This window comes from Bradyrhizobium sp. I1.14.4 (assembly GCF_050435825.1).
Lineage (GTDB): Bacteria > Pseudomonadota > Alphaproteobacteria > Rhizobiales > Xanthobacteraceae > Bradyrhizobium.
Genome location: NZ_JBNDLA010000009.1, coordinates 58,532 through 74,618, shown reverse-complemented (window position 1 = coordinate 74,618; position 16,087 = coordinate 58,532). Strand labels below are relative to the sequence as shown.

General features: G+C 64.0%; 13 protein-coding genes and 1 riboswitch. Of the genes, 7 read left to right on the top strand and 6 right to left on the bottom strand.

Annotated elements, in window-relative coordinates:
* Positions 1-4: 4 nt before the first annotated feature.
* Positions 5-2,692 (bottom strand): alanine--tRNA ligase, encoded by a 2,688-nt coding sequence (gene alaS / locus ABIB78_RS19765; protein WP_429027577.1) that lies wholly within the window; start codon positions 2,690-2,692, stop codon positions 5-7.
* 202 nt (positions 2,693-2,894) lie between these two features.
* Positions 2,895-2,982, top strand: a riboswitch (glycine riboswitch).
* 141 nt (positions 2,983-3,123) lie between these two features.
* Here alaS and gcvT point away from each other — a divergent pair.
* The 4 genes from gcvT to ABIB78_RS19745 all read left to right on the top strand — a co-directional run bounded on the left by gcvT (position 3,124) and on the right by ABIB78_RS19745 (position 8,160).
* Entirely contained in the window at positions 3,124-4,269 is a 1,146-nt protein-coding gene (gcvT, locus tag ABIB78_RS19760; RefSeq protein WP_429027574.1) for a glycine cleavage system aminomethyltransferase GcvT, read from the top strand.
* Positions 4,270-4,277: 8 nt separating this feature from the next.
* The gene (gcvH, locus tag ABIB78_RS19755; protein WP_429027572.1) at positions 4,278-4,643 is read left to right on the top strand and encodes a glycine cleavage system protein GcvH; all 366 of its coding nucleotides are present in this window, start codon (positions 4,278-4,280) and stop codon (positions 4,641-4,643) included.
* A gap of 10 nt (positions 4,644-4,653) precedes the next feature.
* Positions 4,654-7,542 (top strand): aminomethyl-transferring glycine dehydrogenase, encoded by a 2,889-nt coding sequence (gene gcvP, locus ABIB78_RS19750; protein ID WP_429027571.1) that lies wholly within the window; start codon positions 4,654-4,656, stop codon positions 7,540-7,542.
* A gap of 180 nt (positions 7,543-7,722) precedes the next feature.
* Positions 7,723-8,160: an acyl-CoA thioesterase gene (locus ABIB78_RS19745; RefSeq protein ID WP_429027569.1), complete on the top strand. Its 438-nt coding sequence runs from the start codon at positions 7,723-7,725 to the stop codon at positions 8,158-8,160.
* Positions 8,161-8,221: 61 nt separating this feature from the next.
* Here the strand turns inward: ABIB78_RS19745 and ABIB78_RS19740 are convergent, their stop codons facing one another.
* Positions 8,222-9,196 (bottom strand): hypothetical protein, encoded by a 975-nt coding sequence (locus tag ABIB78_RS19740; RefSeq protein WP_429027568.1) that lies wholly within the window; start codon positions 9,194-9,196, stop codon positions 8,222-8,224.
* A gap of 107 nt (positions 9,197-9,303) precedes the next feature.
* On the bottom strand, positions 9,304-10,392 hold the full coding sequence (gene recA, locus ABIB78_RS19735) for a recombinase RecA (protein ID WP_429027567.1): 1,089 nt from the start codon (positions 10,390-10,392) through the stop codon (positions 9,304-9,306).
* 2,404 nt (positions 10,393-12,796) lie between these two features.
* Here recA and ABIB78_RS19730 point away from each other — a divergent pair.
* Positions 12,797-13,003, top strand: coding sequence for a hypothetical protein (locus ABIB78_RS19730; protein ID WP_429027978.1), 207 nt, complete (start codon positions 12,797-12,799; stop codon positions 13,001-13,003).
* 51 nt (positions 13,004-13,054) lie between these two features.
* On the opposite strand, the gene ABIB78_RS19725 is transcribed toward ABIB78_RS19730, so the two are convergent.
* The 3 genes from ABIB78_RS19725 to ABIB78_RS19715 all read right to left on the bottom strand — a co-directional run bounded on the left by ABIB78_RS19725 (position 13,055) and on the right by ABIB78_RS19715 (position 13,896).
* Positions 13,055-13,285 carry a hypothetical protein gene (locus ABIB78_RS19725; protein WP_166207085.1) on the bottom strand — a complete coding sequence of 77 codons (231 nt, stop codon included), beginning with the start codon at positions 13,283-13,285 and terminating at the stop codon, positions 13,055-13,057.
* 99 nt (positions 13,286-13,384) lie between these two features.
* The gene (locus ABIB78_RS19720) at positions 13,385-13,690 is read right to left on the bottom strand and encodes a hypothetical protein (RefSeq protein WP_429027565.1); all 306 of its coding nucleotides are present in this window, start codon (positions 13,688-13,690) and stop codon (positions 13,385-13,387) included.
* Between the two features lie 74 nt (positions 13,691-13,764).
* Entirely contained in the window at positions 13,765-13,896 is a 132-nt protein-coding gene (locus ABIB78_RS19715; RefSeq protein ID WP_429027564.1) for a peptidylprolyl isomerase, read from the bottom strand.
* Positions 13,897-14,071: 175 nt separating this feature from the next.
* Here ABIB78_RS19715 and ABIB78_RS19710 point away from each other — a divergent pair, with 175 nt between their 5' ends.
* On the top strand, positions 14,072-15,547 hold the full coding sequence (locus ABIB78_RS19710) for an amidase (RefSeq protein WP_429027562.1): 1,476 nt from the start codon (positions 14,072-14,074) through the stop codon (positions 15,545-15,547).
* Positions 15,548-15,593: 46 nt separating this feature from the next.
* On the top strand, positions 15,594-16,055 hold the full coding sequence (locus tag ABIB78_RS19705; RefSeq protein ID WP_429027560.1) for a PaaI family thioesterase: 462 nt from the start codon (positions 15,594-15,596) through the stop codon (positions 16,053-16,055).
* Positions 16,056-16,087: the final 32 nt, after the last annotated feature.

Genomic DNA, 16,087 nt, shown 5'->3' with positions numbered 1-16,087 from the left:
TCCGTCAGGCGCCGGCCGATGCCTGTTGAGTCATGGCCTGCTCGATCGCGGACAGCGCGGCGTCCGCCTTGGCGCCGTCGGGCCCGCCGGCCTGCGCCATGTCGGGCCGGCCGCCGCCGCCCTTGCCGCCGAGCACCTCGGAGCCCTTGCGCACCAGTTCGACCGCGTTGAAGCGCGAGGTCAGATCGGCGGTGACGCCGACCACGATGCCGGCCTTGCCGTCCTCGGTGACGCCGATGATCGCGACCACACCCGAGCCGATCTGCTTCTTGCCGTCGTCGACGAGGCTCTTCAGGTCCTTGGTCTCGACGCCCTCGACCGCGCGCGCCAAGAGCTTGACGTTGCCGACCTCGCGAACGGCGGAGGCGGCTCCATTCGACGACGCTCCGCCGCCCATCGCGAGCTTCTTGCGCGCATCCGACAGGTCGCGCTCGAGCTTCTTGCGCTCCTCCATCAGGGCGGCGATGCGCGCCGGCACATCCTCGATCGTGGTGCGCAGCTCGGCCGCCGCGGTCTTGGCCAGCGCGATGGTGTCGTTGGCATGCTTGCGCGCGTGGCGCCCGGTCAGCGCTTCGATGCGGCGAACGCCGGAGGCGACCGCGCTCTCGCTTGTCACCGAAATCAGGCCGATGTCGCCGGTGCGGCGGACATGGGTGCCGCCGCAGAGCTCGACCGACCAGCCAAGCGCGTTCTGGCCGTGCTCGCGGGCGCTCTTGCCCATCGAGACGACGCGAACCTCGTCGCCGTATTTCTCCCCGAACAGCGCGCGCGCACCGGCTTCGCGGGCGTCGTCGACGCCCATGACCCGGGTCGTCACTTCGTCATTCTCGAGCACGACATCGTTGGCGATGTCCTCGACCCGGGCGAGTTCTTCCGGCGTGATCGGCTTCGGATGCACGAAATCGAAGCGCAGGCGATCGGGCGCGACCAGCGAGCCGCGCTGCGCGATGTGATCGCCGAGCACCTGGCGCAGCGCCTCGTGCAACAGATGGGTCGCCGAATGGTTGGCGCGGATCGACGACCGCCTGGCGTGGTCGACCTCGAGCTGCAGCGCGGTACCGACGCTCAGCGTGCCCTGCTCCACCGTGCCGAGATGCACGAACAGATCGCCGGCCTTCTTCTGCATGTCGGTGACGCGGAACTTGACGCCTTCGCCAGTGAGGGTGCCGACGTCGCCGACCTGACCACCGGACTCGGCATAGAACGGCGTCTGGTTCAGCACGATCGCGCCGCTCTCGCCGGCCTTGAGGCCGTCGACCTCGGCGCCGTCCTTGACCAGCGCCGTCACCACGCCTTCCGCGCTCTCGGTCTCATAGCCGAGGAATTCGGTGGCGCCGAGCTTCTCGCGCAGCGGGAACCAGATCGCCTCGCTCGCCGCTTCACCAGAGCCGGCCCAGGAGGCGCGGGCCTTCACCCGCTGTCGCTCCATCGCATCGGTGAACGCCGCCTGGTCGACGCTGATGCCGCGCGACTTCAGCGCGTCCTGCGTCAGGTCCAGCGGGAAGCCATAGGTGTCGTACAGCGTGAACGCGGTGTCGCCGTCGAACATGTCGCCCTTCTTGAGACCGGCGCTCTTCTCGTCGAGGATCGACAGGCCGCGCACCAGCGTCTTGCGGAAGCGCACCTCCTCCAGCCGCAGCGTCTCCTCGATCAGGCTCTCCGCACGCACCAGATCCGGATAGGCCTGGCCCATCTCGCGGACCAGCGCCCAGACCAGGCGATGCATCAGCGGATCGCTCGCGCCCAGAAGCTGCGCATGGCGCATCGCGCGGCGCATGATCCGCCGCAGCACATAGCCGCGGCCCTCGTTCGACGGCAGCACGCCGTCGGCGATCAGGAACGCCGACGAGCGCAGATGGTCCGCGATCACCCGGTACGACGCAACGTTCTGCTCGCTCGGTCCGTGGCCGAGGGCCGATGCCGCCGCATCGATCAGGTTACGGAACAGATCGGTCTCGAACACGCTGTCGACGCCCTGCAGGATGGCCGCCATACGCTCCAGACCCATGCCGGTGTCGATCGAGGGACGCGGCAGCGCCACGCGCTCCTCTTTCGTCACCTGCTCGTACTGCATGAACACCAGGTTCCAGAATTCGAGGAAGCGATCGCCGTCCTCCTCGGGGCTGCCCGGACGTCCGCCCCAGATATGCTCGCCGCGGTCGATGAAAATCTCGGAGCATGGGCCACATGGACCGGTGTCGCCCATCGCCCAGAAATTGTCCGAGGTCGCGATGCGGATGATGCGATCGTCCGAGAAGCCGGCGATCTTCTTCCAGTAGCCGGCCGCCTCGTCGTCGGTGTGGTAGACGGTGACCAGCAGCTTGTCTTTCTTGAGCCCGAAATCCTTGGTGATCAGATTCCAGGCGAGCTCGATCGCGCGCTCCTTGAAGTAGTCGCCGAACGAGAAGTTGCCGAGCATCTCGAAGAAGGTGAGATGGCGCGCGGTATATCCGACATTGTCGAGGTCGTTATGCTTGCCGCCGGCGCGCACGCACTTCTGCGACGTCGTCGCGCGCTGATAGCCGCGCTTCTCGACACCGGTGAAGACGTTTTTGAACTGCACCATGCCGGCATTGGTGAACATCAGGGTCGGGTCATTCCGCGGAACCAGCGGCGACGACGGCACGATCTCGTGGCCGTTCGCCTTGAAGTAGTTCAGAAATGTCGACCTGATGTCGTTGACGCTGCTCATGTTCATCCAATCGGAAAAAGGGGCCGGCCAGCCGCAAAAAGGCGTCATTTTCCGGCCGAACGCTTTTAGACAAGGCTAGCTGCGGTGTCCAGAAACTGTGCAGGCGGATCATGGGCTTGCCGCGGGAGCACAAAGCCCATTGGATAGTTGCTGCAGCCGCGTTGACAGTCTTGGTGGCGCGGTGTTTTCTACCTACCTGTACCTAGTCACGTCGGGAGAGACCGGCCTTGCGCCGGCGCCGAAGGAGCAACCGCCCCGGAAACTCTCAGGCAAACGGACCGCGTGACGTCTGACATCTGGAAAGAGGCGCTGGGGTTCTCCCCGATGCGTCCGCCGACGGGATAATACTCTCAGGCACAGCGACAGATGGGGCTTTCTGCAGGTTTCTCAAGGGGAAATAGGTCCCTGGCGGGAACTGCGAGGGCCCCGTGATGCTTGCGCACGAAACTTCACCGCTGAAACAGACCCCGCTGCACGCGCTGCATCTGGCGCGCGGGGCCAAGATGGTGCCGTTCGCCGGCTACGACATGCCGGTGCAATACACGGCCGGCGTGCTGAAGGAGCATCTGCACACCCGCAAGGAAGCCGGCCTGTTCGACGTGTCCCACATGGGACAGCTCGTGCTGAACGCCAAATCCGGCAAGGTCGCCGACGCGGCGCTCGCGCTCGAAAAACTGGTGCCGCAGGACATTGTCGGCATCGCGCCGGGACGGCAGCGCTACGCGCAATTCACCAACGCGGATGGCGGCCTGCTCGACGACCTGATGGTGGCGAATTTCGGCGATCACCTGTTCCTGGTGGTCAACGCCGCCTGCAAGGCCGAGGACGAGGCGCACCTGCGCGCGCATCTCTCCGACGCTTGCGAAATCGTGTCGCTGGCCGACCGCGCGCTGATCGCGCTGCAGGGGCCGAAAGCCGAATCGGCGCTGGCGAAACTTTGTGCCGATGTCGGTTCGATGAAATTCATGGACGCCGGTCCGCGTCGCGTCGCCGACATCGACTGCTTCGTCTCACGCTCCGGCTATACCGGCGAGGACGGCTTTGAGATCTCCGTGCCCGCTGACAAGGCGGAAGCCCTGGTCACCGCGCTGTTGGACGATCCCGACGTGCTGCCGATCGGGCTCGGCGCGCGCGACAGCCTGCGGCTCGAAGCCGGGCTCTGCCTCTATGGCCACGATATCGACACCACGACGACGCCGGTCGAAGGCGCGCTGGAATGGTCGGTGCAGAAGATCCGCCGCAGCGGCGGCGCCCGCGCCGGTGGTTTTCCCGGCGCCGACAAGATTCTCGCGCAATTCGCCGACGGCGCCGCCCGCCGCCGCGTCGGCCTGAAGCCCGATGGCCGCGCGCCGGTCCGCGAAGGCGCCGCGCTGTTCGCCGATCCGACCTCGACCGAGCAGATCGGCAAGGTGACCTCGGGCGGCTTCGGTCCGAGCCTCAATGCGCCGGTCGCAATGGGCTATCTGCCCACCTCCCTTTCCGCCGTCGGCACCACGGTTTTTGCCGAAGTGCGCGGCCAGCGGCTGCCGCTGAAAGTCGCCGCCACGCCCTTCGTACCCAACACCTACAAACGCTAGAGGACCACATGACGACGCTGTACACGTCCGACCACGAATGGCTCCGTATCGAGGGCGACGTCGCCACGATCGGGATCACCGATTACGCCCAGTCGCAGCTCGGCGACGTCGTGTTCGTCGAACTGCCCAAGGTCGGCCGCAGCCTGACGAAGGCCGAGGCCGCCGCGGTCGTCGAATCCGTCAAGGCCGCCTCCGACGTCTACGCGCCGATCAGCGGCGAGGTGATCGAAGTCAACGAGGACCTCGCTGCCGAGCCCGCGCTGGTCAATTCGGATGCCGGCGGCAAGGCCTGGTTCTTCAAGCTCAGAATCGCCGACAAGGGCGAGCTCGGTGGCCTGATGGACGAGGCCGCCTACGCCGCCCACACCGCCTGAGGATCACCCCATGAACGCGCCCTTCAAGCCGATCAACGAAGCCGCCACCGATTTCGTCCGCCGACACATCGGACCATCGCCGCGCGACATCAACGCGATGCTGGAGACGGCCGGCGCCACGAGCCTGCAGGCGCTGATGAACGAGACGCTGCCGGCATCGATCCGCCAGAAAGCGCCGCTCGATCTCGGCCGCGCGCTGAGCGAGACCGAAGCGCTCACGCATATGAGCGAGCTCGCCGCGCAGAACCAGGTGTTCACGTCGCTGATCGGCCAGGGCTATTCCGGCACCATTCTGCCCGCGGTGATCCAGCGCAACATCCTTGAGAATCCGGCCTGGTACACCGCCTATACGCCGTATCAGCCGGAGATCAGCCAGGGCCGGCTCGAAGCCCTGTTCAACTTCCAGACCATCATCTGCGACCTCACCGGGCTCGACGTCGCCAACGCCTCGCTGCTCGACGAGGCGACCGCGGCCGCCGAAGCAATGGCGCTCGCCGAGCGCCACTCGCAGGTGAAGGCGAAGGTGTTCTTCGTCGACAAGGAGGTGCATCCGCAGACGCTGGCGGTGATGCGCACGCGCGCCGCCCCGCTGGGCTGGGCCCTCGTCGTCGGCGATCCCCTCACCGAGCTCGACAAGGCCGATGTGCTCGGCGCGCTGCTGCAATATCCGGGAACGTCGGGCGCGGTGCGCGACCTCCGGCCGGCGATCGCATCGCTGCGCGCCAAGGGCGCGCTTGCAATCGTCGCCGCGGACCTGCTGTCGCTGGCTCTGCTGACCTCGCCCGGCGAACTCGGTGCCGATATTGCCGTCGGCTCGGCACAGCGGTTCGGCGTGCCGATGGGCTATGGCGGACCGCACGCCGCCTACATGGCGGTGCGCGACACGCTGAAGCGTTCGCTGCCCGGCCGCATCGTCGGCCTCTCGGTGGATTCGCGTGGGCAGCCGGCCTATCGCCTCGCTTTGCAGACCCGCGAACAGCATATCCGCCGCGAAAAGGCGACCTCCAACATCTGCACCGCGCAGGTGCTGCTCGCCGTGATCGCCTCGATGTATGCGGTCTATCACGGCCCCGAGGGTCTCACCCATATCGCACGCAGCGTGCACCGCCGTGCCACCGTGCTCGCCGCAGGCCTGCGCAAGCTCGGCTTTGCGCCTGTGAGCGAAGCCTTCTTCGACACCGTGACCGTCGAGGCCGGCAGCAAGCAGAACGAGCTCGTCGCCCGCGCGCTGGCGGAACGGATCAATCTGCGGATCGGCGCAACCACGCTCGGCATCGCGCTCGACGAGACCACGACGCCGGAGACCGTCGAGGCGGTGTGGCGCGCGTTCGGCGGCAAGCTCGGCTATGCCGAGATCGAGGCGGCCGCACGCGAGGCGCTGCCGAAGGATCTGCGGCGCACCAGCGCCTTCCTCACTCATCCCGTGTTCAACACGCATCGCTCGGAGACCGAGCTGCTGCGCTACATGCGCAAGCTCAGTGATCGTGACCTCGCGCTCGACCGCGCGATGATCCCGCTCGGCTCCTGCACGATGAAGCTCAACGCCACCACCGAAATGATCCCGCTGACCTGGCCGGCGTTCGGCAATCTGCATCCGTTCGCGCCGGCCGATCAAGCCAAGGGCTATCACACGCTGTTCAAGCGGCTGGAACAGTGGTTGTGCGACATGACAGGCTATGACGCGGTCTCGCTGCAGCCGAATTCCGGGGCGCAGGGCGAATATGCCGGGCTTCTCGCCATCCGGGGCTATCACCTCGCGCGCGGCGAGCCGCACCGCAAGGTCTGCCTGATCCCCTCCTCCGCGCACGGCACCAATCCGGCCTCAGCCGCGATGGTCGGCATGGAGGTCGTGGTGGTGTCGTGCGATGCGCGCGGCGACGTCGACGTCAGCGACCTCCGCACCAAGGCGGAGAAGCATTCGAAAGACCTCGCCGCTGTGATGATCACCTATCCGTCGACCCACGGCGTGTTCGAGGAGCATATCAGCGAGATCTGCGACATCGTGCACGCGCATGGCGGCCAGGTCTATCTCGACGGCGCCAACATGAACGCGCAGGTCGGGCTGTCGCGGCCCGGCGATTACGGCGCCGATGTCAGCCATCTCAATCTGCACAAGACCTTCTGCATTCCGCATGGCGGCGGCGGCCCCGGCATGGGCCCGATCGGCGTCAAGGCGCATCTTGCGCCTTATCTGCCAAGTCATCCCGAGAATCGCCATCCCGCAACCGACGGCGCGATCGCGCACGCCATCGGTCCGGTCTCGGCCGCACCGTTCGGCTCGGCGTCGATCCTGACCATCTCCTACATCTACATCCTGATGATGGGCGGCGAAGGGCTCACACGCGCCACCGAGATTGCGATCCTCAATGCGAACTACATCGCCGCGCGGCTGCAGCCGCACTTCCCGGTGCTGTATCGCAACGCCAAGGGCCGCGTCGCGCATGAGTGCATCGTCGACCCGCGGGCGCTGAAGACCACCAGCGGCGTCACTGTGGACGACATCGCCAAGCGGCTGATCGACTACGGCTTCCATGCGCCGACCATGAGCTTCCCGGTGGCGGGCACGCTGATGATCGAGCCGACGGAATCGGAATCGAAGTTCGAGATCGACCGGTTCTGCGACGCCATGATCGCAATCCGCAACGAGATCGCGGAGATCGAGAAGGGCCGCTGGAAGGTCGAGGCCTCGCCGCTGCGCCACGCGCCGCACACCGTCCACGACATCGCCGACGACGCCTGGAACCGGGCCTACACCCGCGCCGAGGGCTGCTTCCCCGCCGGCGTGTCGCGTTCCGACAAATACTGGAGCCCGGTCGGCCGCGTCGACAATGTCTATGGCGATCGTAACCTGGTGTGCTCGTGCCCACCGGTCGAGGATTACGCGCAGGCGGCGGAATAGCCGGGCAACGTGCTTCGGGGGGACTTGCGTCGCCCGGACATCAAAACACGGGTTGAGCCCTCCGGCTCAACCCACCATCTACAACGAAAAGAATTCGTCGTTTCGCTCGTCCGCGACCCGCACCGGCCGAAGCGGATCGCGAGACGAACGATAACGAGGGCCGCCCGGGCAGGAGGAAACATGCGCGAGGAATTCTGGTTTCATTTCCCGTTTCGCGTCCGCTATTCCGAGGTCGACGCGCAGGCCGTGGTGTTCAACGCCCACTACCTCACCTATTTCGACACCGCGATCACCGAATATTTTCGCGCGCTCGGCTACGACTATCTCGGCGAAGTGGCGCGGACCGGCATCGACTTCCACACCGTGAAGTCGGTGGTCGAGTACAAGGCGCCGATCCGGTTCGACGAGGACATCGAGGTCTGCGTGCGGGTCGCACGGATCGGCCGTTCCTCAATCGTGCTTGCGCTCGCGATCTTCGCCAAGGGCTCCGAGGACCTGCGCGCGACCGGCGAGATCATCTGGGTCGCGACCGACCAGAAGACGCATCAGTCGGTTGCCGTGACGGAGGACTTGCGGACGCTGATCGCAAGCCGGGAAAAGGCGCTGGCGCAGGGGTAAGCCGATTGCCAATCCGCGTTGTGCGGATTGAGTCATAACGGGTCCGCTCCCCGATCAGGCGTTAGCCTTTGACTAGTGTCGGAGCCCAGCGCCAGAGATTGTCATTGGTAAGATGCGTGCCTCCCCACCAGCGATCGATCGGATTATGACGACTGAAGTCCTCCTGGTGCGCGAGGATGGCCTTGCCAAACTCAGTCAGCGACAGTCGGCTTCGCTGATAGGCCTCCATGCGGGCTCGCAAATTCTCAGGGGCGATGATGCGCAACTCATCGTCGAGCCCGACGATCGCGGGCTGCGGTCCATGCGCGAGGCCCTGGAGCAGCCTGCCGATTTCCATATCGTTGAATACGCCGCGCTGACGGAAGCCGCGAAGGTAGAACAGCGCGTTGGTACCCATGAAACCCGCCGCGATCAGCTCGAGCAGGCGCATTTCCGTGGCACCGAGCCCTGTTGTGCTCCACGGCAGCTCCCGAAGCAGGTCAAGCAGCGCCGGTCTTAGCAAGGGTAAGCCACTCAGGTCCCGATGCAACGCATCGAAACAGGCCTCGGGAGTGGTCGCTCGATAGGCCTGCCAGCATACGGCCGCTGTCTCGATGTCCGCCGGTCTGATGTTGACAAGCGGCACCTCGTTCCATCCACGCCACGTCTCGCTCATTGTCCTCAGCTCGAATCCGACGAGACGCAATTGCAGCTTGGCTGCCATTTCGGGCCACGCCCTGAAAAGGTCCAGCAACCAAATCAGCTGCAATTGATCGTTGGGGTCCGGGTCAAACCATAGTTCAAGAGCATCGAAAGGCGCGCAATAATCGCTGAACGCAAGATCCTTGCAGGCTTTGGCATGCTGAGACCGAGAGCACCAATCCGACCAATGATTTCCGGAAGCCTGATCCGCTCGCGCACCAAAATAGGCATCGAGCTGCAGTGACGAAGGCAACGATCCCCAGGCAAACCGAAAACAAACCGGAAGAACGTCCTCGGCCAGACCTACACGCTCCAGATCGGTGCCGGACGGACCGGTCAAGATCAGACGTCTCATCGGTTCAACTCACTGAACGCCAGCGTCAAAACGAAACGGGCGCCGAAGACGTCGGCAACTCAACGTCCTCAGCGCCCGCTTGCAGCGAAATGATTGAGCCTTGAGGCTTACTCGTCGGCGGGCTCCTCGCCCTCGGCGTCGCGCTCGGGCGTGCCGGCGAGGATCTGCTCGGAGATCAGGCCGGAATTCTGCCGGATCGCGGCCTCGATCTTGGCGGTGATGTCGGGATTCGCCTTCAGGAATGCCTTGGAATTCTCGCGTCCCTGGCCGAGCCGCTGGCTGTCATAGGAGAACCAGGCGCCCGATTTCTCGACGATGCCGGCCTTGACGCCGAGGTCGAGGATCTCGCCCATCTTGGAGACGCCCTCGCCGTACATGATGTCGAACTCGACCTGCTTGAACGGCGGTGCCAGCTTGTTCTTCACCACCTTGACGCGGGTGGTGTTGCCGACGACCTCGTCGCGCTCCTTGATCGCGCCGATGCGGCGGATGTCGAGACGGACCGAGGCATAGAACTTCAGCGCGTTGCCGCCGGTGGTGGTCTCCGGCGAGCCGTACATCACGCCGATCTTCATGCGGATCTGGTTGATGAAGATCACCATGGTATGGGACTTGTTGATCGAGGCGGTGAGCTTGCGCAGCGCCTGGCTCATCAGGCGCGCCTGCAGGCCCGGCAGCGCATCGCCCATCTCGCCCTCGAGCTCGGCCTTCGGCACCAGCGCCGCGACCGAATCGATCACCAGCACGTCGACCGCACCGGAGCGCACCAGCGTGTCGCAAATCTCCAGCGCCTGCTCGCCGGTATCGGGCTGCGAGATCAGGAGCTCGTCGATGTTGACGCCGAGCTTGCGCGCATAGACCGGATCGAGCGCGTGCTCGGCGTCGATGAAGGCGCAGATGCCGCCCTTCTTCTGGCCTTCCGCCACGGTGTGCAGCGCCAGCGTGGTCTTGCCCGACGATTCCGGCCCGTAGATCTCGACGACACGCCCCTTCGGCAGACCGCCGACGCCGAGCGCAATGTCGAGCCCCAGCGAGCCCGACGACACCGTCTCGACATCCATCGAACGGTCGTTCTTGCCGAGCTTCATCACCGAGCCCTTGCCGAACTGCCGCTCGATCTGGGAGAGCGCGGCTGAGAGGGCCTTGGACTTGTCCATGGAGGATCCTTCGACGATACGCAGTGCGGTGGCGGACATTTGGGATGTGCTCCTTATGGCGGGGATTCGCTAGCGGGAAAAACGGGCGATGAGATCAGGCGGAATGCGTTGTTGACTGGAACCTCGTACCACGTTTGTTCTATGTTCGCAATATGTTCTTTCAGGCGGATAGGTGCTGTCCGCATTTAAAGCTCAGTGTCCTAAGTTGATTTTGAGAGTGTCCAAATTACGATTAAGCGAACATCAACCAAGGCTTAGCGCCTGTTCTCGGTAGGACTACTGAGTCGGCAATCCGATGTTCTGCCCATAGCAATTGTTATGGTCCGCCAACTGTTCTTTTCCACAGCGCAGAAGTCTTACGGGGTTCTCCGTGGATGAACAGAGTTCCTAAGAGTTAGTGCGGTACCGGTTTCCCACCTTGCCAGATCCAAGCCTCCGTCGGCATCCAGTAGTGCACTTTCCCGCAATACGGACACTGGGCCGGAAGCGCGACACTTGGCAGCGTCTCAAGGATGACCGTCTCAGTGTCCAAGCCGGTCTGAACGGGCCTTCCCGTCTTCGGGCAACGGATCAAAATGTCGGGCATGAGCAATCAATCTTTCACCGACCCCGAACATAGTTCCGCCGCTCCAATTTCATCAAACTAGCACAAGCGAGATGGGAAGCGGCACGATGAAGAAAACGGACGTAACTTGTCGATGCTGCGGCGCGGGCTTCCGACGATTGGAGTTGTCGTCCCAACCTGGCTCCAAGGGCGAATATCATTGCCCGGCATGCGATACGACGCTGGAGAAGCTCGACGGCGAACACCTCGTTGCCTACCGGCTCACGATCCAGCCAAAGACCGTGAGAGCAATGAGGGGCAATGGGGCCGCCGGCCGCATCTAATCGACGGCCCCTAGCCACTTGAAATGCCTCTTAACCGAAGATGGCAGTAGCTAAGCCAGCAGTATCGCAAAGTCGTTTTGCAGTTTTGTGAAGGGCGCCTCTCTGCGTGCAACAGTGTCGGGGTTTCCCGCCCCGAGTGGCCGCGCTGCGCTCGTTCCTATGCGCGCCAAACCTACCTCGTCGGAGGTATTAACTTTTACGCGTTTTCGTGCAGACTTATCCTCATCAGGATTTTGCACATCCTTCCTGGGGCTAGAAGCTAGCGCCGCTCCGCATGTATTTTAAGCGGGCGGCGTTTGTGCGCTTGGCAGCGCCGCAAACGACAAAGGCCCCAACGGGGGCTAGTGCGTCAGGGCCTCTGCGTCCTCTATCCGGAGCGCCATACTCAACTCTCGTTCCGGACGAGAGCGCAATTCACCATATCGCGAAAGCGCGAACGGGGAAGCGGACCCTCCTGGGTTACCTCCATTTGACAAGTGTCCTAATTCCCATCCGAGACTGTCCTAATTAGGACAACACCGGCGGATAGGTGCTGGCTTGTTTTAACCCGTAGTGGCCTAATCTGATTTTTGCAGTGGCCTGTTTTGGTTTTACCGAATGGCAACCAAGGCTTAGCCGATGGTCTCGGTAGGACTACTGAGAGGGCCAGCAAATGTTCTGGCCCCATAATTTCCTGTGGGTCGCGATCCGTTCCTATCATTCGGAGCGCGAATGTTTACTGGAACAATCGGCCTTGCAGCGCGTCGGTTTATCGCCCCCAGCCAGACAGGTAGCCCCCCGACTGCTGGAGGAAAACCCGTCCGGGACGGGTTGGCGGCCCCCTGTTGGGGCCGTTTGTTTTGAGCAGGAAGGCAACCTTCGCGTAATCGAATTAAGCCAGCCATAACCGTGCTTTAGTGCGTTCTCAGTAGGACTACCGAATTCGCGCGCACGATGCTGTCTTCGAACGGATCGGCAATGAAGTCATTGGGATTCGTCGGCCGTTATGGGGCGATCAAAACCGCGCGCGACCTAAGCGGTATCCCGACCATCCTGGCGGCCATCGCCAGCATTGCCCGATCTGCGCCCCCGACCTGCGCCGGGTCGAGCGACTCATCGGGACTCCGCTCCCAAACATCAGCATCCAGCGATCGCCGGCCACGATCCGTAGTTCTCCGGACCAGAACAAAGTTCCGGAAGCAAGCGACGTAACCGTGGCCTGAAATCTATCACGTAATCAACAGATTACCCGCCACACTTGGCGACGCCGGGATGACCGCTTGGCACAATCTGCATACTACCTTGGTACCCCTCCTGACGCCCGAAAAAACTACGTAGCGTCGCAAGGGAAGACTCGGGGTTCCACCAGTGTTCATAAACATGGGTCAACCCAACCAGTGCGAATTGCGGGTTGCGGGACTGGCGATGCCGCTGGCGGACGTATCCCCGTCCAGGATCCTTTAACGACGCCCGAACGGGCGCAACCTCTCACATTATCGTTTGACGTGTGTTAATTATTGATACAACTTTTGGTTTAAATATCGACGACCGCCATTCATTTGCGGAACCGCTACAGATGATCCACAGGGGCATCGAATTCAGCGTCACTCAGCTGATCGCCGGCGTCTGGAAATGGCGCTTCCAGATCGGTGATCGGGTCTTCACGGGCAAGACCGAAGCGAAGCTCGACCTGTTGGCGATCCGCCGTGTGCAGTTGCGGATCGATCGCGAGCTGAACAATCTCGGGCGGGGGCACACCCGCGGACGCAGCGATGGGGATTGAGACGCAGCCCTTCCGGCAAGTTCCGGCGCGCCGATGGGGCGATCTCGCGCCTCAGTCGGCGCTTGCCAGCCGGCGCATCGTGAACTCGATGTCGCCGCCCGGCAGCTCGCGCCAGCTCTCAACCGCGCTCATATAGGCGGCCTTCGGGTAGCGCTTGAGAAAGTCACGCGCCCGCAGGCGGGCCTGATCGCGTGGCAGGCTGAAGGTCTCGCGCAGATAGCCGTCATCCGGCTTCCGCCGCTCGGCCATCCGGCTGGCGAGATCGCGCGGACGAAACACCATTGCCGCAACTCCGGACCAACTGACGACGCCCTCATTATAGGGACGACGCCGGGAGAATCCGAGTCTGCAGTCGACGGAACGAAGCCGGCCGAACGGCTCTTACTGGCTGCGCGGCGCGGAGCTTCCGGGCTGCGCGGAGCTTCCGGTCTTGGTCTTCGGCTTGGCGGGATGAGCCGCCGCCTTCGGCGGATCGCTGCGCACGACCCCCCAGGGATCGGACGATCCCTTGGCGTCGGGAATCTTCCTGAGCGAGTCCTTGTAGGCCTTGTCGTTGACCGCGTCCTGATCCTTTTCCTCCTGGGTCTTGCTCTTCAACTCAGGCATCAGGTTGATGTTGGGCATCTGCTGCGCATAGGCCGGCGCCGACAGCAGCACCGCAACCGCGACTGCGCACAAAACTCTCATGAGAACGCTCCTTGCATTTTCGTCAGCGGTATATCACCGCAAGAAAGCCGCCGCCAAGCGAGCCTGTCGCTGCCCTAGAGGTGGTCTGACTTGCAGGATTTCGGTGACTGCATCCAGTCGTCCCAGATCGGACCGCATCGCGTGCAGCCACTGAGCGCAAGCCCGATCGCAATCACGCCGCCCAGCAACACCAGCCTGCGGAACATGTGCGCCCCCGCCACTGACGAGGGGCAATTGGGCGCCAAAACTGGGGCATTTTCAAGCCGGGCACAGCGCTTGCACCGCAGCGATCGCGCATCAGAGCGCAGCGGTCGCGCGATGGTTTGACCGGGCGGCCGCTCAAATTACACTGCGCAACAAAGCAGACAAGGAATCGATCAAATGACTTTGGCGATGAGCTGGGACGAGTGGACGCGGCATGACGGGACGGCGCTCGCGGAGCGCGTCCGGAACGGCGAGCTGACGCCCCGGGAGTTGGCGTCGCAGGCTGCCGCCGCCACGGCCAAGGTCGATCCCGCGCTCTCGGGCGTGGTCGAGCTGTTCGACGACGTGATCGCCGATCCCGCGCGCGACGGCGCCGATCTGAACGGTCCGTTCGCCGGCCTGCCCTTCCTGATGAAGGACCTCGGCCCGACCTTGAAGGGACGGCTGCAGGAGATGGGCTCGCTGATGATGCGCGGCAATCGCGCCGCAGCCGACACCTTCCTGACGGCGCAGATGCGCAAGGCCGGTCTCAATTTGATCGGCCGCACCACCACGCCGGAGTTCGGGGTCTGCAGCTCGGCCGAAAATCCTGCGGTCTATGTCACGCGCAATCTCTGGAACACCGATTACACCACCTGCGGCTCGTCGGCCGGCAGCGCGGCGATGGTTGCCGCCGGCGCCGTGCCGATCGCACACGCGACCGATGGCGGCGGCTCGATCCGGATTCCCGCCGGCGTCAACGGCAATATCGGGCTGAAAGTGTCGCGCGGCGTGTTCTCGCTCGCGCCGCATCTGTCCGATCTGACCGGGCTGGTCTCGATCCAGGGCTGCCAGTCGCGCTCGGTGCGCGACACCGCTGGCTTCGTCGATGCCTGTCGCGGTCCGGCGCCCGGCGAGTTCATGCCGTTCTGGACTTCGGCTGAACCATATACGGCGATGATCGCGCGCGACCCCGGCCGGCTCAGGATCGCGCTGTCGCACAGCTGGGGCGACTATCGCGCGACGCCGCATATCGCCGCCGAGCTCGAACGGGTCGGACGCTTCCTCGAAGGCCTCGGCCATCAGGTCGATCACGCCCTGCCGTCGATCGACTATCGCGAAGCCTTCGCGGCGCAGACCACCTGCTACATCAGCAACTTCGCCGTTGTAATCGGCAACATGCTCGCCGCGCGCGGATTGGAGCGTCCACCGGCGGACCTGATCGAGCCGATCAATATCCGGATCTGGGAGCACGGCCGGCACTTTAGCTTCGCCGACCGCGCGCGCATGCAGGCAACCTTCAACACCACGGCGCGCGGCTTCGGCGCCTTCTTCGAGAACTGGGACATCATCCTGACGCCGATCACGGCGCTGCCGACGCCGAAGGTCGGCACCACGGAATATCTCACCATCAGCGACAATCCGTCGGTGCTGGACTGGTTCGGCAATCTCTGGCGCAACTTCGCTTTCACGCCGCTCGCCAATCTCTGCGGCATCCCGGCGATCTCGCTGCCGCTCGCAACCAACGAGCACGGCCTGCCGCTCGGCATCCAGGCGATTGGAAAGCAGGCCGATGACGGGCTGTTGCTGCAGCTCGCCGCCCAGATCGAGCGGGCGATCGACGGCAAGTGGAATGACGGCAAGCGGCCTGACGTGCATGTCACGCGCAACTAGGCAATAAATCAGCAAGCAAGAACATCAGCGGAGGGAACGGAACGTCATGCAGCAGGCCGGTGAATTCGGGATCGACGACGCGAAACGCGTGCTCGGCGACGTCTTTGCGCCGTGGGTGCAGGACCTCAATCTGTCGGTCGAGCAGTTCGAGTTTGCGCCGCCCGCCGGCGGCGATGCCGGCTGGCAGCCCGGTGCCGTCCTGCGCATGCCGTTTTCCGAGCGGTTGTGCCGCAATGGCGGCATCGTCTGCGGCCAGGCGCTGATGGCGTTCGCCGACACCGCGATGGTGCTCGCCAACCTCGCCGCCAACAAGGGCTATCGGCCGATGACGACGGTCGACCAGACCACGCATTTCATGCGCGCGGTGACCGCGTCCGACGTGCTGGCCGAGGCGCGCGTGGTCAGGCTCGGCCGCACCATGAGCTTCGGCCGCGTCACGCTATCCTCCGCCACCGACAACAAGCCGGTGGCGATGGTGTCGAGCGCGTTCGCGATGCTGCCGGGATAGAGCTCTTGCATCATAGACGGTGTATCTCCTCA